The 19132-nt window shown below is 63.8% G+C and carries 20 protein-coding genes; 7 read left to right on the top strand and 13 right to left on the bottom strand.

The genetic code is table 11. The features are described 5' to 3' along the window. Positions 1–97 precede the first annotated feature (97 nt). Positions 98–511 carry a hypothetical protein gene (locus tag IE158_RS02110; RefSeq protein ID WP_189642020.1) on the top strand — a complete coding sequence of 138 codons (414 nt, stop codon included), beginning with the start codon at positions 98–100 and terminating at the stop codon, positions 509–511. Positions 512–569: 58 nt separating this feature from the next. Here IE158_RS02110 and IE158_RS02105 read toward each other — a convergent pair whose 3' ends face one another. Genes IE158_RS02105 through IE158_RS02095 form a run of 3 tightly spaced genes read right to left on the bottom strand, consistent with a single transcriptional unit; the run spans position 570 to position 3696 of the window. Next, positions 570–1310 carry an ABC transporter permease gene (locus IE158_RS02105; RefSeq protein ID WP_189642019.1) on the bottom strand — a complete coding sequence of 247 codons (741 nt, stop codon included), beginning with the start codon at positions 1308–1310 and terminating at the stop codon, positions 570–572. Then, entirely contained in the window at positions 1307–2269 is a 963-nt protein-coding gene (locus IE158_RS02100; RefSeq protein ID WP_189642018.1) for an ABC transporter ATP-binding protein, read from the bottom strand. The genes IE158_RS02105 and IE158_RS02100 overlap by 4 nt, the downstream gene beginning before the upstream one ends. After that, positions 2266–3696, bottom strand: a complete 1431-nt coding sequence (locus IE158_RS02095) for an ABC transporter permease (RefSeq protein ID WP_189642017.1) — start codon at positions 3694–3696, stop codon at positions 2266–2268. The genes IE158_RS02100 and IE158_RS02095 overlap by 4 nt, the downstream gene beginning before the upstream one ends. 199 nt (positions 3697–3895) lie before the next feature. Between IE158_RS02095 and IE158_RS02090 the strand changes: the two genes are divergently transcribed. Beyond that, positions 3896–4939 carry an ABC transporter substrate-binding protein gene (locus IE158_RS02090; RefSeq protein ID WP_189642016.1) on the top strand — a complete coding sequence of 348 codons (1044 nt, stop codon included), beginning with the start codon at positions 3896–3898 and terminating at the stop codon, positions 4937–4939. A gap of 57 nt (positions 4940–4996) precedes the next feature. On the opposite strand, the gene IE158_RS02085 is transcribed toward IE158_RS02090, so the two are convergent. Beyond that, the gene (locus tag IE158_RS02085; protein WP_189642015.1) at positions 4997–5401 is read right to left on the bottom strand and encodes a helix-turn-helix domain-containing protein; all 405 of its coding nucleotides are present in this window, start codon (positions 5399–5401) and stop codon (positions 4997–4999) included. 178 nt (positions 5402–5579) lie between these two features. On the opposite strand from IE158_RS02085, the gene IE158_RS02080 reads away from it, so the two are divergent. From IE158_RS02080 to IE158_RS02070, 3 genes are all read left to right on the top strand, one after another. Continuing rightward, positions 5580–6086, top strand: coding sequence for a hypothetical protein (locus IE158_RS02080; RefSeq protein WP_189642014.1), 507 nt, complete (start codon positions 5580–5582; stop codon positions 6084–6086). Positions 6087–6244: 158 nt separating this feature from the next. Next, positions 6245–7336, top strand: coding sequence for an agmatine deiminase family protein (locus IE158_RS02075; protein ID WP_189642013.1), 1092 nt, complete (start codon positions 6245–6247; stop codon positions 7334–7336). 182 nt (positions 7337–7518) lie between these two features. Beyond that, the gene (locus IE158_RS02070; protein ID WP_229838839.1) at positions 7519–8448 is read left to right on the top strand and encodes a magnesium transporter CorA family protein; all 930 of its coding nucleotides are present in this window, start codon (positions 7519–7521) and stop codon (positions 8446–8448) included. Between the two features lie 208 nt (positions 8449–8656). Here IE158_RS02070 and yidC read toward each other — a convergent pair whose 3' ends face one another. Next, positions 8657–10234: a membrane protein insertase YidC gene (yidC, locus tag IE158_RS02065; RefSeq protein WP_189642012.1), complete on the bottom strand. Its 1578-nt coding sequence runs from the start codon at positions 10232–10234 to the stop codon at positions 8657–8659. 427 nt (positions 10235–10661) lie between these two features. Here yidC and rpmF point away from each other — a divergent pair, with 427 nt between their 5' ends. Further along, a complete protein-coding gene (gene rpmF / locus IE158_RS02060) occupies positions 10662–10844 on the top strand; it encodes a 50S ribosomal protein L32 (RefSeq protein ID WP_013615731.1) in 183 nt (60 codons plus the stop codon). Positions 10845–10920: 76 nt separating this feature from the next. Here the strand turns inward: rpmF and IE158_RS02055 are convergent, their stop codons facing one another. The 5 genes from IE158_RS02055 to IE158_RS02035 form a co-directional block, all read right to left on the bottom strand. Then, the gene (locus IE158_RS02055) at positions 10921–11481 is read right to left on the bottom strand and encodes a helix-turn-helix domain-containing protein (RefSeq protein WP_189642011.1); all 561 of its coding nucleotides are present in this window, start codon (positions 11479–11481) and stop codon (positions 10921–10923) included. Positions 11482–11552: 71 nt separating this feature from the next. Next, positions 11553–12737, bottom strand: a complete 1185-nt coding sequence (locus tag IE158_RS02050) for a serine hydrolase (protein WP_189642010.1) — start codon at positions 12735–12737, stop codon at positions 11553–11555. An 80-nt stretch (positions 12738–12817) separates the two neighbouring features. Further along, positions 12818–13549, bottom strand: coding sequence for a bifunctional demethylmenaquinone methyltransferase/2-methoxy-6-polyprenyl-1,4-benzoquinol methylase UbiE (ubiE, locus tag IE158_RS02045; RefSeq protein ID WP_189642009.1), 732 nt, complete (start codon positions 13547–13549; stop codon positions 12818–12820). Further along, positions 13546–14733 (bottom strand): glycine C-acetyltransferase, encoded by a 1188-nt coding sequence (locus IE158_RS02040; protein WP_189642008.1) that lies wholly within the window; start codon positions 14731–14733, stop codon positions 13546–13548. The genes ubiE and IE158_RS02040 overlap by 4 nt, the downstream gene beginning before the upstream one ends. 100 nt (positions 14734–14833) lie before the next feature. Then, entirely contained in the window at positions 14834–15037 is a 204-nt protein-coding gene (locus tag IE158_RS02035) for a helix-turn-helix domain-containing protein (RefSeq protein ID WP_189642007.1), read from the bottom strand. A gap of 306 nt (positions 15038–15343) precedes the next feature. Here IE158_RS02035 and IE158_RS02030 point away from each other — a divergent pair, with 306 nt between their 5' ends. Continuing rightward, a complete protein-coding gene (locus tag IE158_RS02030) occupies positions 15344–16240 on the top strand; it encodes a GNAT family N-acetyltransferase (protein ID WP_189642006.1) in 897 nt (298 codons plus the stop codon). Position 16241: 1 nt separating this feature from the next. Here the strand turns inward: IE158_RS02030 and IE158_RS02025 are convergent, their stop codons facing one another. The 3 genes from IE158_RS02025 to IE158_RS02015 form a co-directional block, all read right to left on the bottom strand. Beyond that, positions 16242–17378, bottom strand: a complete 1137-nt coding sequence (locus IE158_RS02025) for an aminotransferase-like domain-containing protein (RefSeq protein ID WP_189642005.1) — start codon at positions 17376–17378, stop codon at positions 16242–16244. 285 nt (positions 17379–17663) lie between these two features. Further along, a complete protein-coding gene (locus tag IE158_RS02020; RefSeq protein ID WP_308430666.1) occupies positions 17664–18404 on the bottom strand; it encodes an amino acid ABC transporter ATP-binding protein in 741 nt (246 codons plus the stop codon). A 65-nt stretch (positions 18405–18469) separates the two neighbouring features. Continuing rightward, on the bottom strand, positions 18470–19129 hold the full coding sequence (locus tag IE158_RS02015) for an amino acid ABC transporter permease (RefSeq protein ID WP_189642004.1): 660 nt from the start codon (positions 19127–19129) through the stop codon (positions 18470–18472). Positions 19130–19132 lie beyond the last annotated feature (3 nt).

Below are 19132 nucleotides of genomic sequence, written 5' to 3'. Positions count from 1 at the left end.
ATCTAGGAGGCCCTCTCATGAGAGTGATGGGGCTACACTGACACGGGTTTGACCTGCGGCGCAGGATTCAGTCAGGTCCCTCCTCTAAGCTGCAGGTATGAACAGATGGATGCTCACCCTACTGCTGGCCTCACCCGCAGCCCTGGCCCAAACCGCAATCCCGCAGCCCACGCCCCAGCCCGCACCCCTCCTATCGGGCAAAGCCCCTGCCTTGCTGCCGAGCGTGCAACTCCGTCCTGGCGAGCTGGGCACGCTCGGCCAGGCCCGCGTGGCGCTCCTGAGCGTGAACGACAGCCGCTGTCCAGAAGGTGTGGCCTGCATTTGGGCCGGAGAAGTGCAGGCCCGTGTGCTACTCATCGAAAAGGGACGCTGGCGCTTGCTGCGCCTCAAGTGGCCTGCCCCGGGGACTTCATCCCATGAGCAAATCCCCGGCCAGAGCGCCGACCCTTCGCTGCACATCACGGCTGTGAGTGGGTGGGGAGACGAGCTGCGCCTGACGCTGAGCCGCTGAAGTCACGGCCTCCCAGAGGACACAGAGCGCCCGGGAGGTTCAGCAATCCGGGAGAGCTTCAGGGCACCCAGGGCGTCAGCCAGCGCTCCAGCGTCCGCATGGTCAGATCACCCAGCAGAGCCAGCAGCGCCACCGGAATGGCTCCTTGCAAGATCAGGGCCAGGTTGTCGGCCCCCAGCCCGGCAATGATGGGGACGCCCAATCCCCCGGTGCCCACCATTGGGGCCAGGGTCGCGGTGGCGATGGTCAGTACCAGCGCGGTGCGAATACCGGCCAGCACCGCAGGCAGGGCCACGGGCACTTCCAGACGCCACAGTCGCTGCGCAGCGCTCAGGCCCAGGCCACGCGCCGCATCCAGCACCGGCCTATCTACGCTTTGCAGGCCCAGCACAGTAGAGCGGGTCACCGGGAGCAGAGCATAAAGCGTGAGGGCAGCGACGGCTCCAGTGGCCCCGAAGCCCACCAAGGGCAGCGCCAGGAACAGCACCGCAATCGGCGGAAACGTTTGTCCAACCGTGGTGAGGTTGTTCACCAGCGGCAAGAAGGCGTGGCCCTGCGCCCGCGTGGTCCACACGCCCAGGCCCACGCCAATCAGCACGACCAGCGTCATGGTCACGCCTGTGAGGCCCAGGTGTTGCCAGGTCAGCTCCCACAACGTGTTGCGCTCGTAGACAGGCGTGCTGACCTGCGGGAACAGTGCGCCCATGACCCGTGCCCACAGCTCCTGCGCGGAAACCAGCCAGAAGAACGCCGCCCAGCCGGCGGCCAGCAGCGCCGCCTGGACGCCAAGGCGGCTCATGCGCCCGGTTCTCCAGCAGGTTGCTGCGCCTGCGACGACCCGGCAAAATCGCTCAGGCGCAGCGAGCCCACCACTTCACCGGACGGAGCCACCACCTGCATGGCAGCTCCACCGGCTCCCAGCAGGGCGGAAAGGGCGCGGTCCGCAGGCCAGTCCAGCCCCACTTGCCCCCTGGCCGCTGGATCAGGCGGGCGCATGTAGTCGGCAGCGGTTCGCAGGCCCAGACGCAGCAGCTCGCGGCTGTCACCCATGAATGACGCCACAAAATCGTTGGCCGGACGGTGCAGCAGTTCGTCAGGCGGACCAAATTGCTGAATAACCCCGTCTCCCAGCAAGCAGATGTGGTCACCCAGGCGCACCGCTTCTTCCACGTCGTGCGTCACGAACAGGATGGTTTGCCCCAGTTCGCGCTTGAGCTGAAGAAACTGCTCCTGTAGGGCCTCGCGGGTGATGGGGTCCAGGGCGCTGAACGGCTCGTCCATCAGCAGGTAGGCGGGGTCGGCGGCCAGGGCGCGGGCAATTCCGACGCGCTGCTGCTGCCCGCCCGACAGCTGCCGGGGGTAGCGCTCGGCGTAGGCTGCCGGTTCCAAGCCCATCAGGTGCAGGAGATCTTCGGCGCGGCGACGGCGCTGGGCGGCGGGCACCCCGGTGATGCTAGGAACCAGCTCCACATTCTGGGCCACCGTGAGATGCGGAAACAGGCCCACACTCTGAATCACGTAGCCGATGTTGCGGCGCAGCTCAACCACGTTCACATCGGCCACGTTGCGCCCATCAACCCATACGCTGCCGGAGGTCGGCTCAATGAGACGGTTCACCAGCCGCATCAGGGTGCTTTTGCCACTGCCACTGGGGCCGATCAGCACCACCAGCTCGCCGTCAGGCACGGCCAGGGTAATCCCGTTTAGGACAGGCGGGCCACCAGCAAACTGCTTGGTGACTTCTCGGAACTCAATCATGAAACACTCCTCACTTCTGGGCTCGCCTCTGTCAGCTCCGCTCCTTGTGCCGCCGCCTCTGGGCGCAGACCCGGCGGGGTCAGACGCTGCCCCAGCCAGCCCACCAGCCCGCTCAGCAGCAGGGCCACCAGCACGATGGGCAGCGCGCCCAGCAGCACCAGGTCCGGCACGTTGCCTTCGACCCCACGCTGAATAAAGAAGCCCAGCCCCCCCGCCCCGATCAGCGGCGCGATGGTGGCGATGCCGAAAGTCAGCACCAGCGCGGCACGGATGCCCTCCATGATGAACGGCAGGGCGATGGGCCACTCAGCGCGGCGCAGAATCTGGCCCCCCGTCATGCCCAGGCCACGGGCGGCGTCGGTCAGGGCAGGCGGCACCGAGCGCAGCCCCACAAAGGTGTTGGTCACGACGGGCAGCAGCGCATAAATGGTCAGCGCCAGCAGGGCCGGAGCTGCACCGATGCCACGGATACCCCAGGCCGATAGCGGCGCTGAGAGCGACAGCGCCTCCGGGCTAAAGCTGCGGCCCCCCAGCCAGACTCCTTCGAGCATGCCAATCAGGGCAAGGCCTCCCAGCAGCAGCAAAGCCTGTACACCCAACAGCGCCAGCAGGCCGCCCAGTAGCCCAGCAATCTTCTGCCCAAACAGCCGCCAAAGAGCAGTCCCCAGCAGCAGCGCTCCCCCAGCCCAGCCCACATAACTGCCCAGCGTGGCGTCCCGCCCCAGCGCCGAGAACACGGGCAACACCAGCCCAAACAGCGCCACGGAAGGCACCGTCTGCAAGAAGCCCGCCACACCCAACACGGTGCCCGACAGCCGCTCATGGCGGGCAGCGGCCAGGCCCAGCGGCAAGCCAAGAATCAGCGCCAGCAGCAGCGCCGTGAGACTGAGGGCCAGGTGGAGGCCCAGCTGCGGCCAGAACGTGCCCGCAATGTTGGCGTACTCCTGCGCCAGACCCAGGTCCTGCCACCAGCCCAGCAGCGGAACCGCAGCAAAGGCCAGCAGGCCCAACAGCCCGGACCACCGGGCCGCACCCGGCCAGCGGCTAAGGCCAAAACCCGCCACATACAGCGCCAGCACGCTCAGCCAGAATCCACCTGCCGGGGAGACGCGGGCGAGCGGCGTGGCTTCCAGCATCAGCGAGCTGGCCGCCCCACCCAGCAGCCCGCTGACCCCCGCGCAGGTCACCGCAAAGAGGACCGCGCCCAGCCACGCTGTGCGGGCGTCTGAACGCCAGCTACTCCAGGCCAGGGCCCCCAGGGCCAGCCAGAGTGCAGGCAAAAGCCACCCCGCAGGCAAGCCCAGCAAGGGGAAACCCTCACCCAACACCAGCCGGTTCTCACGGAAATTCACCCACGGCAGCGCCAGCGCGGCCAAGCCCAGGGCTGCGCCCAGCAGCACAATCGGGTCAGGGCGGGCGCGGCTCATCCGTTCACTCTAGGCCACAGCCCCGGCAGGAGCCTGGCAAGGCATTAGGGCGGCTTTAACACATGGCGGGCTGCCCGCCGCTGGCCCGTTAGCCTAAGACCTGCCCCATCCAGCACCGTTTCCGGCTGGACGTTCTCTTTCCTTCTCTTTCCTGAACCTTTCTTGCGTCCTGCCCCGGCGACCCTTCGGAGGAACACCCATGAAAACTGCACCTGTCATCCTGACCCTCAGCGCCGCCCTGCTCGCTGGCTGCGCTCCGCAAAAAGAGACCACGTCGGCCACCTCGTCTACCACCGTTTCTACGTCCACCACGCAGCAAAGCACCTCTGCACAGACTTCGGGCAGCGAGGCGGCCAGCACGGCCTCTTCGGCCACCAGTGCAGCGGCCACCGGCGAAACCGGCACGGTGACGGTGGGCAGCAAGATTGATACCGAAGGCGCTCTGCTGTGCCAGATCACCAAGCTGAGCCTAATTGACGCGGGTTTTACGGTGAATGACAAGTGCAGCACCGGCGCGACCAACGTGGTCCGCAAGGCGCTGGAGCAGGGCGAGATTGACCTGTATCCCGAATACACCGGCAGCGCCATCTATCTACTGAATGAAGCGGGCGCAGAGATTGGGGATTCGGTCAGCAAGGATGCCCAACAGGCCTACGACACGGTCAAGCGCTTGGACGCCGAGAACGGCATCGTCTGGCTGGACCGCGCTCCTGCCAACAACACCTGGGCCATCGCTGTGCCCGAAGCCCTGGCATCCGAAAACAACCTGAACACCATGGCCGACTTTGGCGCCTGGGTTAGTGGCGGCGGTCAGGTCAAGCTGGCCGCCAGCCAGGAGTTCGTGGACCGCGACGACGCCCTGAAGGCATTTGAGCAAACCTACGGCTTTAGTCTGAGCCCTGAGCAGTTGGTGATTGTGCCCGGAGGCAACACCACCCAGACCGAAACCGCCGCCGCACAGGGCACCAGCGGGGTCAATGCCGCGATGGCTTATGGCACTGACGGGGCCATCAGCGCCCTGGGTCTGCGTGCGCTTACTGACCCCGAGGGCGCAGTGGCGGTCTATCAGCCTGCCCTGACCGTCCGGGAGGAAACGCTGGACAAATTCCCCCAGATTGCGGACGTGATGAACCCCATTTTTGCCCAGCTGGACGAGAAAACCCTGAGTGACCTGAATGGCCGCATCGCCGTGAATGGCGAGGACGCCGCCAAAGTGGCGCAGGACTGGCTGAGTCAGCGCTGAAGGAGGTGGGGGAGAGCGGAAAACCCAGGCCCACTCCGCCCGCCTCTACTGCCCTGCTCAGCTTCCTTTGACCCAGTCACGCAGGTGGTCTGCCACCAACTCGCTGAGCATCACACCTTCACGGGCCGCCTTATCTACCAGGGCGGCTTTTTCGTCGCGGGTCAGCGGCAGCCACATCGCCACATACTCGCGGCCTCCTTCTACCTTGAACTCGCCGCCGTCCTCGCCCAATTGCACCACGCCGTCGCCCTGAGTATTGGTCTGTCCCATGTTGTCCTCCGTGCCCGACATCAGCCAGGTCAGAATCTGCGAGCGGACAAAGCGCCACTCGCGCCCCACCTTGCGGCCTGGAAGTTCGCCACTGCGAACCAGGCTATAGGCGGTAGTTTCACTGACCTTGAGGAGTGTTGCCAGCTCCTCCAGCGTCAGCACATCGTCTTGCACTCGACCATGCTCTGTCATGGCCCCAGTTTACCCTCAGGAAGTATCAACTTATGCCAACTGATACTGTTCACCTCCTTTGGGCAATATCTTAGGTCGGAAGAGGAGAGCTGCCAATAGATGGTGTAATTTGGTGCAATTTGACGTGAAATCCGGAGCACTCACCCTGAAATCAGGAAAGACTGACAGGCTAAAGGTCATGGCAAGACATCTCGCATTGGCGCTGCTGACCCTGGGTACTCTGGCAGTGGACACGGCCCGGGCAGCTGGCCTGTTGAATCAGCCGGTTGCCGTGCAAGGCACCCCGTTCTGCGAAATGAACCGCTGCGAAGCGGCTGGGCGGCGGCCCATCGCGGGCTCCATTTGGGAATCTGTGTATGTCACCGCGCCAGCAGAAGCAGGAGTAGGCCCACAGCTTCAGGTTTATGCCTCGCAGGGCCGGGTGGTCGGGGCTGCGCTGAATTTTGCCGGTCCACAGCCCCCTTTCGCTCCGCAGGACTATAGGCAGCCAGGCACGCCCGCACAGTTGGCCGCCGACTTTACAGCGCTGTTGCTGGGGCAACAGCCCACCTACCGCTTGCTCGAAGAGTGGCAAGCCAGCTGCGACAGCGGCCAGCGCCTCAACTTTGCCGGGGCACGGCTGACCTGTAGCCGCCTGGGCCTGGCTCCCGGCCTGGAGACCCTGACCTTCCACATCGGCCAGTAACCCGCCAGGGGTCCTCCAGGAAATGGGATATGAGGCTTGTTGCCGTATCCACTCGCTCTACCCATGCGAAATCGCGGCACCGGGCACATTTCAAAGATTTTCTGGACAGCCTTTAGGGGCAAGCCAGGCGGAAGAACGCAGATGATTTAATAGAAGCCATGAAGCATCTGACCCCCGCTGACCCCGCGCCCCGCGACCTGGGCTTTGCCATGCCTGCCGAGTGGGAGCCGCACGTGGCCACCTGGATGAGCTGGCCCGCTGACGATGAGCTGTGGTTCGGCCACCTGGAGGGTGTGCGCCGCGAATATGCCGAGCTGGTGCGGACCATCGCCCGCTTTGAGCCGGTAGAGCTGCTGTGCCGCAGCGCCGAGTGCGAAGCCGACGCCCGCAAGCGCCTGGGCGCAGACGCCGCCAATGTCACCTTCCATCAGGTGCCGCTGGATGACTCGTGGGTGCGCGACAACGGCCCTATTTTTGTGCGGAATGCAGACGGCGAAGTGGCCCTGGTGAACTGGGAATTCAACTCCTGGGGCGGCAAGTTCGAGTGGGAAAACGACAACCGCATTCCCGAGTATGTCGCCGAGCACCTGGGCATGGGCCACTGGGACCGCCCCGAAGTGCTCGAAGGCGGCGGCCTGGAAGTGACCGGGGACGGCGTGGGCCTGACCACCCGCTCCTGCTTCCTGACCGAAACGCGCAACCCCGGCCTGAGCGAAGAAGGCTATGCGGCGCTGCTGAGTGACACCCTGGGCGTGCGCCACCTGCTGTGGCTGGACGGCGGCCTGGAGAACGACCACACCGACGGGCATATTGACACCATCACCCGCTTCACTGACCCGCGCACCATCGTGACCAGTGTGGCCGAGGACCCCAGTGACGCCAACTTTGCGGTGATGCAGGGGAATCTGGAAGCCTTGCGGGAGATGACGGATGCACACGGGCAACCTTTCCGTATCGTGGAGCTGCCGCTGCCCGCCCACAGGTTAGAAGGTGCCGAAGGCCGCTTGCCGCCCACCTACGCCAATTTTTATATCGGCAACGGGTTTGTGGCTGTGCCGCAGTACGGCGACCCGAACGACGAGCGAGCGCTGGAGACTTTGCGGCCCCTATTTCCTGACCGCGAGGTCGTCGGTCTGCCCAGCCGCCAGATTATCGAGGGCGGCGGGTCATTTCACTGCCTGACCCAGCAGCAGCCGGCTGGCCCGGTGTGGACCGGAGCGGACGCAACCCCAAGCGCAGCCAAAGTCTAGAGTGGGCCAGGTCCGGCGTTGAGGGTTCCTCGCTGGATCACATTGACGAATACTGCATACCGCGCTAAAGTAATAGACATAACCGCTCGGAACCTTCTTGTAAGGCGAGCGGGTTTTTTTTGTGGCTCCGGCCCTTCAGGGCTTGGCCGTCCGGTGTCTCACGGGCAGCTACACTGAAGCGCGTGATTGAGGCCACCGACTTTTCTGGGCAAGCTGCGCCGTGGGAGGCAGGCATGGAGCGCCGCCACCTGTGGCTGCATGTCAGTGAGCCGACCAATCAGGACTTGGCCGCGCTGGCACAGACCTTTGCCATGAATGACCTCGCGCTGGAAGATTCGCTGGAACCGGGGCACGCCAGCCACTACGAGAAATACCCGGAAGGTGACTTTCTGACTTTCCGGACCCTGGCCAGGCCAGAGGAGTTGGCGGAGGAATCGGAGCGCATCAGCATTTTCCTGTATGCCGACAGTCTGCTGACCCTGAGCCGTGAGGAGCTGCCGTACCTGGAACGGGTGCGCGAAATCGTGGGCCGCGAGACGGTGGACAGCCCCGCCGAAATCGCCTTTGAGATTCTGGACACGGGCGCTGAGAGCTTTGTCGTGTTTATGCGGGCCCTAGAGGACCGAATTGACATTCTGGAGCAGAGAATGTTCGATTTCGATCACCGGGGCAAGGAAAATATGGTGCAGACCGTCTTTGACCTTAAGCAGCGCCTGAACCACGCCCGCCGGCTGTGCAATGAGGCCCAGGACATGCTGACCCTGCTGGCGCGGCATGCTTCAGCGTCCGAAGAAGACCTGCTGCGCTTCCGCGATGTGCGCGACTCTATGAACCGCCTGGGCAAGCGCCTGGACACCAGCCGCGACAACTTGTCGAACCTGCTGGCCATTCATTCGAGCGTGCAGAGTCAGCGCATGAATGAGGTAATGCGGACCCTGGCGGCGGTCAGCACGGTGTTTCTGCCGCTGACCTTCTTGGCCGGAGTGTGGGGCATGAATTTCGAGTACATGCCCGAGCTGCACTGGAAATTCGGTTACGCCCTGGCCTGGCTGAGCTTCGCGCTGGTCGCCGGTGCCCTGGCCTGGGTCTTCAAGCGGCGGGGGTGGTGGTGAGCCTGGCCAGGCTGCCGGACCATGTGACCCAGCCCTGAAGCTGCCCGGATAACCTTGACGAATACTGCATACCGCGCTAGAGTAATAAACATAACCGCTCGGAACCTTCTAGCAAGGCGAGCGGGTTTTTTATTGTTCCGCGCAGCTGCCTGCGAGGAACCAAAAAAATCCCCCCGCAGTGGGGGGGGAAGTTGGGGAGCCCCTCGGCTCAGTCCTTGGGTGCGTCAATCACTCGGCTGTTTTTGCGCTTGGCCGCTGCGGCTGGCGCAGTCTTCTGTACTGTCTGGCCAGCTCGGGCCAGCTCGGCTTCGACCTGCTTGTTCACGATGAACTGCTGCAAGATACCGATGGCCGTGGAGATGATCAGATAGATACTCACCCCAGCCGGGAAAATCAGCGCGAAGTATACGAAGAACAGGTACATGAATGCCTGCTGCTTGAACATCTCCGGAGTGCGGCGCGTACTGAGCCACAGCTGCGCCATATTGGCAATCAGGTAGAGCACCGGCAGAATCCAGAGGGGATCAGGAATCGCCAGGTCAGGCATCCACAAGAAGCCTGAGTCGAATTCGAAGTTGCGGATGGTCGACCACAGCGCAATCAGCACCGGCAGCGGCAAGAAGCTGCTCAGGCAGCCCGCAGGGTTGAAGTTGTGCTCTTTATAGAGAGCGGCCATTTCCATCTGCATGGCCCGCTGAGACTCCAGGTCTTTGGCGTCCTTGTAGCGGTCCTGGATTTCTTTCATCTTGGGCTGAAGCACCTGCATCTTGGCGGTGGTGCGGGCCTGCGCCTGCATGACTGGCCACATGACCAAGCGCAGCAGCACGGCAATCAAGAGAATGACAATGCCCCAGTCGCCCACCAAGCGGTGCATGAACTCCATCAGCGACACGATGCCCAGGCTGATGCGCCCGAACCAGTTGGGGTCGAACACGCCCGGCATGCCATAAAAACCCGTCTGCTTGAGGTGAATCAGCTCGTTGCGGCCACCGTACACGTCCACCGAGCCATTGCCCGTCATGCCCAGGGTCAACAGGGCGTTGCTGCCGCCAGTCATCTGGGCGTCAATCCGTGTACCACCTTCAGGGCGCACCAGAATCGCGGGGGACATCTGGTTGGGCGGCACATGCTGCATGGCGGCGTAGCGAATGTTTTCTACGCTGGTCACGCCTGCACCCTGGACCGTCGCCACTTCGCCCACCTGCGGCAGCGCCCGAACGCGGGGGTTGCCTTCATTGCCCAGGCCGGGCAGCAGCATCTGGTAGTTCTGAATGCCGCCGCCCACTTCGGTCTTGACGTTGATGAGGTAGTTGCGGGTGTGAATGGTGACCGTCTTGGTGATGGGCACGCCACCTTGCTGATAGCGGAAGACCGCCACCTGCTCGTTGGCGTCTTCGTTGTTCAGCAGCTCCGGGTCCTGCGCGGTCACTGGAGCCTGAGGGTCAAGGCCCTCGGCCTGGATGTGCAGGGCCGGGCCATTGACCAGATTGATGATGCCACGCTCATTTTGCAGCGCCGTAAAGTCAAAGGTGCCGTCGGCATTCTGCTTGATATAAGGCGAGCCGGCGTAGTTCTTGACATACCAGCCGATGATCTCGCCTTTGTTGTTGAACACGATATCGGCCAGGTTGGTTCTGGAGATGCTCTCGCTGCCCTGCTGACCGTCAAAGTCGGCAGTAATCCAGTCCTGGGTCAAGGTGTGTCCAAACGGAGGAATAGGACCGGTGGTTCCGCAGCCGGTCAGGAGCAGGGTGCTGCCCGCAATGAGAAGTAATTTCTTGGTCATGTTCTCGCTTTCTGACTGGCCTACGTACCGCTGAGCGGTAGGGCCGTAAGAACGTAAAAGTAAGGGGAGGGCTGCCACGCCACGTTACGCGCTCAACAGCGTCCAGGTTCCCACGAAGAGGCCAGAGCTGCCGCCAGCGCACCGCTCCATAGTGTACGGGGTAAGCGCGGGACAATTCATCCGCTCAGCTTACCAGGGCGGGCACAGCAGCGGGCTTGGGTAAGGGTACCAGTCAGCGCGTAGCTGTGCTACACTGCCTGCTGTTCTCTTGCGCCTGAAGACTTCAGGAGACGCGAGAAAGGTCTGGGCAACGCGCCCGAGGCCCCCCGGCAAGACCACCATGAGCGCTGCGGACACATCCCCTGCCAGCAGACGCTCGGGGCAGGGGGAACACCGGCCCCCCTGATCCCCAGCAAGGAGTTGAATCATGTCCAAGAAGCCCGTTCCCAAGAAGAAGACCAGCAAGAGCAAGCGCGATATGCGCCGCAGCCACCACGCCCTGAGCATGCCCGCTCTGGGTGAGTGCCCCCAGTGCCATGCCAAAAAGCTGAGCCACCACGTGTGCCCCAGCTGCGGCTACTACAATGGCCGCCAGGTGTTGAGCGTCTAAGCACGCCCGGCACCGCAGAACTCCTCCACTCGGGGGAGTTTTTTTTGGTCTGGCTCTGGCCACTGCGGGCTGGGCCTTACCTGTCTAGGCTGACCTCAGGTGCAGCCTCAGCATGTGCGGGGCCAGCTTCCCGTAGGCCACATGCCGCCAGAACGGTGAGCAGTGGAATCACCCGCCCACCAGGCACGCGGTAGGGGCCCCGTGCCTGGGCCTGAAGCCAACCTGCCGCCTGCAACTCCCGCAGGTGGTGATAAAGTTGCCCACCGCTGAGGCCCACCCGCTCGCCCAGGACCGGCGCGGGCTGCGGCCCATCCAGCGCAGCCCGCAGCAGCGCGAGCCTCAGCGGATGCCCCAGGGCCGATAGCGCAGCTGCTACCCCTGACCAGTCACGGTCCAGCAAGGCCGCCGCTGGGTGAGCTTCTTGCCAGACCCAGTCACCCCCTGCTCCCAACTGGACATGTCCGGCAAAGAGCACGGCTCCGTCAGGCACCAACTCCTGCAAGGACTCCAGCGCCCAGGCGCGGTCTGTGGCAGGACCCGGCGAACGGTCTGGCTGGCTGAGCGCCGCCACCTGAGCCTCGAGTGCTGCCAAGCGGCGTTCTAGCTCAGCCAGGCGGGCGGGCACTTGCTCAGTCATCCCGCCAGTCTAGAGCACTGCAGAGATAACCAGGGCTTCTCCTGCACTGGCCTGCGCCTGCCTTACGCCTTTCACCTAAGGGCTTGCTGCACGGCGGCCTGCGCCGCTGGGTCGAAGGCCAGCAGCAGCATCCACTCGTTCAGGGTCTGTTGCGCCGCTTCATACTGGTCGGGAGACAGGTTGCGGAAAAACAGACTCACGGCCACGCTCTGCCCAGCGTTCGGTCCCTGCGAAGGTGTCATGGCATAGTTGTGGGTCAGAACCCCGTGTTGCAGGCTGCCACCCTTGAGATAGATGGCGCTGTACGCGGCAGCATTTTTGGGGCTCACCTCGGTCAGCCAGCCCAGATGACGGCGCATCACAGCCAGTTCGTCTGAGGAAAATTGCCCGGTGCCCGGTTGTCCAGTATCTGCGCCCAGCACGCCAGCCATTAGCCGGGCGTAGTCGGCGGTGGTGCCAGCTGGGAAGGCAGCATTTTGCAGCTGACGGTCCAGGGCCGCGTCCCGCCGCAGCGCGGTAAAGACAATCCTCGTTGGCTGGCGGCGACTGGGCCAGGCCGCCACCTGCGCCGCCTCATGCCAGAACCGGTCAGCTCGCTGAGCTGGGGTCAGCGCCAGGAGTTCAGCCGCATTCGGAGAGCTCCAGGCGGCAAATACCCCAGACACTGGGGCGGGCGGCTCCTGCCCGCTTATGCCTAGGCGCTGCACGGCAGCCTCCACCCGCGCACGGCCCAGTCGGGACAGAATCAGGTCGGTGGCGGCGTTGTCACTCAACTGGATCATGGCGCGGGCCAGGGTGTCCAGCGGCACGGTGCGTGCGCCGTCCTGGGCCCGCCCGAAGGCGTCGGCGGGAATATCCAGGCTCTTCAGGGCTGCTGCGTGAGCGCCGCTGTCCTGCAAGACATAAAAACTTTCCCACTCGGCCAGCGTCACCGGCTGCTGTGGATCTAGCTCGCCCGCCGCCACTGCCTGGGCGTAGGCGGCCAGCACCACGATCTTGAAGGAGCTTGCCAGCGGCATCGGCTGGGCTGCGTTGTGCGCCAGCAGGGGCTCAGGCAGCGGTTGACCGGGGCTGACCCGGTACACGCTCAGCGCCACATCCTGGGGCCGCTCACGCAGCAACTCCAGCAGTGGAGCGAGCGCAACTGCCTTTGCCTCTGTCACGCTATTTTGCGCCGCAGGAGCAGGGGCGCTGGCCGGAGCAGCGACAGCCACAGGCGACACCAACAGCAGAGCCAACATCAGGTGGTTCAGCATAGACCTATTTTACAGAGATTTGTACTTTTGTACAGAACTCTGTAAAGGGGTAAGGTTTTGCTCCGGACAGGCCGTCGCCTTTAGCGCTTGTCGGCCACCCACATCCCGGCAATCCCGCCGCTGAGCGGGTGGTAGCGGGCGCTCAGGCCTGCTTCACGCATCATGCGGACCAGCTGCTGAGGTTCTGGAAAGGCCAGCACGCTTTCGGGCAAATAAGTGTAGGCGCTGTTGTCCCCGCTCACCAGCGCACCGATGCGCGGCAACACCTGCTGAAAGTACAGCCGGTACACCCGCCCGAACAGGTTTTCGGCAGGAGGTGGAAACTCCAGAATCACCAGTCGGCCCCCAGGCGACAACACGCGGTGCATCTCGGCCAGACCGCGCCGGTAGTCACTGAAATTGCGGAAGCCAAAGGTGCAGGTGACCGCATCAAAGCTGGCATCTGGGTAGGGGAGGTGTAGGGCATCACCCTCTTCCCAGGTGACGTCCAGACCGGCCTGCTCGCTCTTGGCCCGGGCAATCTCCAGCATCTGCGGCACAAAGTCGCTGCCGGTCACAGCGGCGTAGGGAGCGCGGCGCTTGAGCATCAGCGCAAAGTCGCCGGTGCCGGTGGCAATATCAAGCACGCGCCGGGGCGCTTTGGCGAGGGCTTCGCGGGCCCCGGCGTAGCGCCAGGTCTGGTCCACGCCGAGGCTGAGCACACGGTTGAGCAGGTCGTAGCGGGGTGCGATGGCAGCGAACATGGCCTGCACGTCCGCGCCCTTGTCCTGGCCGTCACCCACGGCAGGTTTGCGGTGGGGATCAGCGCTCAAGAAATCACACCCAGTTCCTTGCCCACTGCGCCATAGGCTTCCAGCGCGCGGTCCAAGTCGTCATGGGTATGCTCGGCAGTCACGATATTGCGGATACGGGCCTTGCCCATCGGCACGGTGGGAAAGCCGATGCCAGTGGCGAAGATGCCGCGCTCCAGCAGTCGGCGGCTGGCTTCAAAGGCGGCGGGCGCTTCGCCGAACACGACGGGCGTGATGGGGGTCTGGCTGTTCATATGGTCAAAGCCGAGGGCCTCAATACCCGCTTTGAAATAACGGGTGTTGTCCCACAGCCGTTCCATCAGGCTGGGATCGCGCTGCACTTCTTCCAGCGCTGCCGAGAGGGCCCCCACCACAGCGGGCGGCTGCGCGGTGGAGAACAGGTAAGGCCGCGCCCGGTTGATCAGCAACTGGCGCAGGTCCGCGTGGCCTGCCGCGTAGCCGCCCACCCCACCCCAAGCCTTGGAGAGCGTGCCCACCTGAATCACGTCGTCGGCGTGCTCGAAGCCGAAGTGATGCACAGTCCCGCGCCCCGCCTCTCCCAGTACCCCGGAGCCGTGGGCGTCGTCCACGTAGGTGATGGCCCCGTAGCGGCGGGCCACTTCTACGATTTGGTCTAGCGGAGCGATATCGCCGTCCATGCTGAACACGCCGTCGGTTACCACCAGCTTGAGGCCGTCGGTGTCGTTTTCTTGCAAGACCCGCTCCAGATCAGCGATGTCGGCATGCTGATAGATTTTTTTGGTGGCCTTGGTCAGCCGCAGGCCATCAATGATGCTGGCGTGGTTCAGCTCATCGCTGACCACCAGGTCGCCCGGCTGAAGCAGGGCCCCCAGCACACCCTGGTTGGTGGTAAAGCCGGAATGCAGCACCAGGGCGCTGCCGGTGTGCTTGAATTCGGCCAGCTGCTGCTCAAAGTCCTCATGGATTCGGAGCGTGCCGGCAATCCCGCGCACGGCCCCAGCCCCAGCACCCCACTCGCGCAGATAGGCTTCGGCCTTGGCCTTGAGCGCCGGGTGGTCGGCAAAGCCCAGATAGTTGTTGGACGCGAGGTTCAGCACGTCCCGGCCATCAATGCGGGTATGGGCCCGGTTGGGTGTTTCCAGCACTTTGGGGGAAATCAGCAGGCCGGATTCGCGCAGGCCTTCCAGCTCACGGCTGAGGCGCTCGGACAAGGTAGTCGGCATAGCCATAGTCTACGGGCTGAAGCCACGCGGGAGCTTGTCCAGCGTCCAGGGATACCGAATCAAGGCTCCTGGCTGCTTCCCGGCTATGGCGCTCTTTCTTCTACGCGCTCAGTTCCAGGTCTAGACCCAGGAAGCGCCACAGGGCGCGGCGGTGAATCCTGACACCTTCCGGAGCCTCTACCGCCCGCAGACGCCCGTCACGAATCCAGCGGCGCACGGTGCGCTCGTGTGTGCAGGTAAAATCGGCCACCTCGCTCACCTTAAGCATCTTGGGTAGGGTCTTGTACTGGGCTTCTAGAGTCATAGGGCACCTCCAAAACAAAGGGGGCCGCCGCACGGCAGCCCCACAGGGTCAGAGTCAAAGTTGTCAGCGCCGCGTCCCTGGCCGGCTTCCCAGTGCTGGGGCGGCGGAGATTTCAGGGCGTGCAGACCGTAAGCTTTCAACTTGCCGCGAATCTAGCATGAGATATGTCACCTTTGGGTCACAGGGAGTTCAAGAGTTGGTCAAGGGCAAACTCGGGGCGCAGGCGGTTCCGGTCACAGCCAAATAGGCCATCTGGCTTACCAGGCCACCTTGTCTCCTGGGCACGCCAGGCAGCAGGCTGAGCGCATGAACCTTGACCTCTGCGCCCAGCTGCGCCCGTTTGCCCCAGCCGACGCCGCAGCAGTGGCCCGCATGCAGACAGTCGCCTGCCGGGAGCAGTGGACCGTGAGTGCCGCTGACCTGCTGGCCCAAAGTGGCACGCGCTGGGTCGCTGACGCACAGGAGCTGCTTGCCAGCGCCTGGCTGTCGCCCTTTGGTGCCGGTGCCGAGGACGCCCTGCGCCTGAGCCTGTGCGGAGACGCGGCCCACTTTTCGCGCCTCTATCTGGCGGCGCTGAGCGGAGGCGACCTGCGCGGCTTCACGCGGGTGCTGGGCGTGGTGCGCGAAGACTGGGTCGAGCAGGTGGCGTGGTTTCAGGCCGCTGGCTTTGCGAACGTGTGGCAAAGCTTCGGAGCGCACCTGGACCTGGGGGGCTTCAGCCTGGACCGCTTCGCACTGGGACTTGAGCAGCTGTACCTGGACGGCTATGAAGTGCGCGAATGGACCCCAGCAGACGACCAGCACAGCCTGGACGAGCTGTACGCGCTGCACCTTCAGTTCACAGACGACGCACCAGCGACCCCAGCCACCGCCAGTGAGCACCTGAGCCGGGACGAGTTCGCCGCGAAATTGCGCGAGTGGCGTACCTGGGTGCTGTGGCGAGGCCGCGAGGCGGTGGCCTACACCAGCGTCCACTTTCCGGACGGTCAGCCGGACAGCGCGGGCACCGTCACCCGGCGCAGCGAGCGTGGGCGCGGGCTGGCCACAGCCCTCAAAGCCTACGCCCTGGACCAGCTCCGGCAACAAGGCTTCACGCAGGCCAGCACCGGCGGCGCCGTCACCAACCTACCAATGCTGCGGGTCAACTTACGCCTGGGCTACCGCCCGGAACCGCTGTGGCTGACTTTTGAGCGCAGGCTTTGACCTAGCCGCGCCGCATACTCGTGAGGGCCTCACCCAGCCGGGCGATACCCTCACGTATCTGAGCTTCGTCGTTGAAGGCAAAGCACAGCCGGACATGGTCCTGATAGCGGCCTTCTACCGAAAAGATATTGCCCGGCTTAAAGGTCACGCCGTAGGTCTGGGCGCGTGGCTCCAGCTGCTCGGCCACCATACCCGGCGGCAAGCGCAACCAGACAAAATAGCCACCCTCCGGCACGCTGAATTCGCACTCCGCAAAAGCGGGGGCCTGAAGACTCTCGACCATCGCGGCGGCGCGGGAACCAAAGGTGTCCAGAATCTCGCCCAGATACTGGTCCATCAGCCCCAGCTCCAGCACCGAAGTCACCATTGAAGCGCCAATGGGGTTGGTCCCCCCCGCACTCTGCAAGGTGGGGTTGGTCACCAGAAATTCCAGCACGTCACGCCGGGCATGAATCCAGCCCACGCGCAGCCCTGGGGCCAGAATCTTGGAAAAAGTGCCCAGCGAGATGACGCGCCCGTTCGACACATAGGCCGAATACGAAGGCGGCGCGGCGACACCGTAGTTCAGCAGGTGATACACCTCGTCAGCCACGACATAGAAGTCGTAGCGCTCGGCCAGCGCAATCAGTGCTTCGCGGCGCTCGCGCCCCTGGGTGACACCCGTGGGGTTGTGGTGCGAGGGAATGGTATAGACCAGCCGGGGCCGATGCTGCTGCACCAACGCTTCCAGCGCCGCCAGGTCCAGGCCGCCGCTGTCCAGGGGAGCCGGAACCACGGTCAGGCCATGACTCTGCATGATGTCGGGCGAGGCGAAATAGGTGGTGTCTTCTACTATCGCCACCGCACCGGGCTGCGCCAGCATGTTGCACACGATGTCCAAACCGCCAGAGATACCGCCGGAAATCAGCAGTTCTTCCTGGGCCACCGCAAAGCCGTAGTGCCGGGTCAGAAAGTCCGCCAATTGAGAGCGCAGGGAGGGATCGCCCCATTCGTCTCCATACTGCAAAAAGTAGGCGTCGCCCTGAGCGAAGCGGTGCTGAGAAGCCTGCTCAAACACCGAGTGCGGTAGCAGGGCGTCGGCGGGATAGCCCAGGCCCAGGTTGATCATCTGGGTTTTGGGAAGGGTGGCTGAGGTCATTTCGCGGTCCTTTCTGCCCGGCGCAGCCCGCACGCTCAGAGACAAGAAGGCGGGACCGGGACTTGAGACACTCAGGCCCAGGCCCGCTGGCCTGCCTGAGCTGCATCTACTTTGTCGTTCCCCTCACTTTGCTCTGCGGCTGGCCAGTTTGCAAGCTGAAGTGCCGCGCTAATACACAAGCGCGCCTCCAACAGCACTGCCGGTCCCTCATGGCAAAGAAGGGACCGGCAGCGGTGCTTGACCAAGATCTCTGGGCGCATTTCTACGCTGCGAAGCGGGCAATCTCTAGTGGTTCAGCACGCGGCTCAGGAAATTCTGGGTGCGCTCCAAGCGGGGAGCTCCAAAGAACTCGGCAGGCGGCAAGTCCTCGAGCAGCTCGCCCCGGTCCATAAACACCACCCGGTCAGCCACCTCGCGGGCAAAGCCCATCTCGTGCGTGACCACAATCATGGTCATTCCTTCCTGGGCCAGGCCACGCATCACATCCAGCACTTCACCCACCACTTCAGGGTCAAGCGCTGAAGTGGGTTCGTCAAACAGCATCACCTGGGGCTGCATGGCCAGAGCGCGGGCAATTGCCACCCGCTGCTGCTGCCCACCCGAAAGCTGACCTGGGAACTTGGCGGCCTGCTCAGCAATCCCCACCCGCTCCAGCAGCGCGGCGGCGCGGGCTCTCGCGTCGGCTTCGCTCAGGCCACGCAGCTTGCGGGGAGCCAGGGTGACATTTTCCAGCACACTCATGTGCGGAAACAGGTTGAAGCTCTGAAACACCATGCCCACTTCACGGCGCACCAGCGGGAGGTTGCGGGCTTCAGTCAGGCGGTGGCCGTTGACCACGATATCCCCCTGCTGAAATTCTTCCAGGCGGTTGATGCAGCGAATCAGGGTGGACTTGCCCGACCCCGAAGGCCCCACCACCACCACTTTTTGGCCTGGCAACACCTGCATGTTCACGTCTTTGAGGACGTGGTGCTGGCCGTACCATTTGTTCAGGTTTTGAATCTCGATGATGGGTTCACTGCTCACGGGCACCTCTTTTCCAGCAGTCAGCTTCTGGGCACTCAGATTTTGGGCAGACAGGTCTGCTGTGCTCATCGGCGCTCACCGGCCCCCCAGCGCTTTTCGACGCGGCTCGACAGGAAACTCAGGACCATCGTCATCGCCAGGTACACCAGCGCAATCCCCAGATACATCTCGAACGGTTTGTAGCTGCGGGCGGCCACGATCTGTCCAGCACGGGTCAGCTCAACCAGAGCGATAGAGGAGAGAAGCGAGGTGTTCTTCAGGAGGTTGAGGGATTCGTTGACCAGCGGAGGCAGTACCCGGCGGAAGGCCTGCGGCAGCACGATATAGCGCATGGTGTCACGCGGCGAAAAGCCCAGCGACAGCGACGCTTCGGTCTGTCCACGCGGCACACCCTGAATCCCCGAACGCATGATCTCGGCCACATACGCCGCCGAGTTCAGCGAGAACGCCAGCACCCCAGCGGGAAAGGGATCAAGATTGATCCCCGTCACCTGCGGCAAGCCGAAGTAAATCAGGAAAATCTGCACCAGCAGTGGCGTGCCGCGAATCAGCTCGATATACGCCGTTGCCAGCCAGGACAGCGGCTTTATTGGCGACAGCCGCGCCAGCGCCAGCAGGGTGCCCAGGACAATCCCAGCCACCAGGGCGATGACCGTGACTTGGATGGTAAGAACAGCCCCCTTAAGCAAAAAAGGAAGGCTGTCTACGATCAGCTGGAAATCCATTAA

This window comes from Deinococcus piscis, from assembly GCF_014653275.1.
Taxonomy (GTDB): Bacteria; Deinococcota; Deinococci; order Deinococcales; family Deinococcaceae; genus Deinococcus; species Deinococcus piscis.
This window is presented reverse-complemented; position numbering and strand designations above follow the sequence as displayed.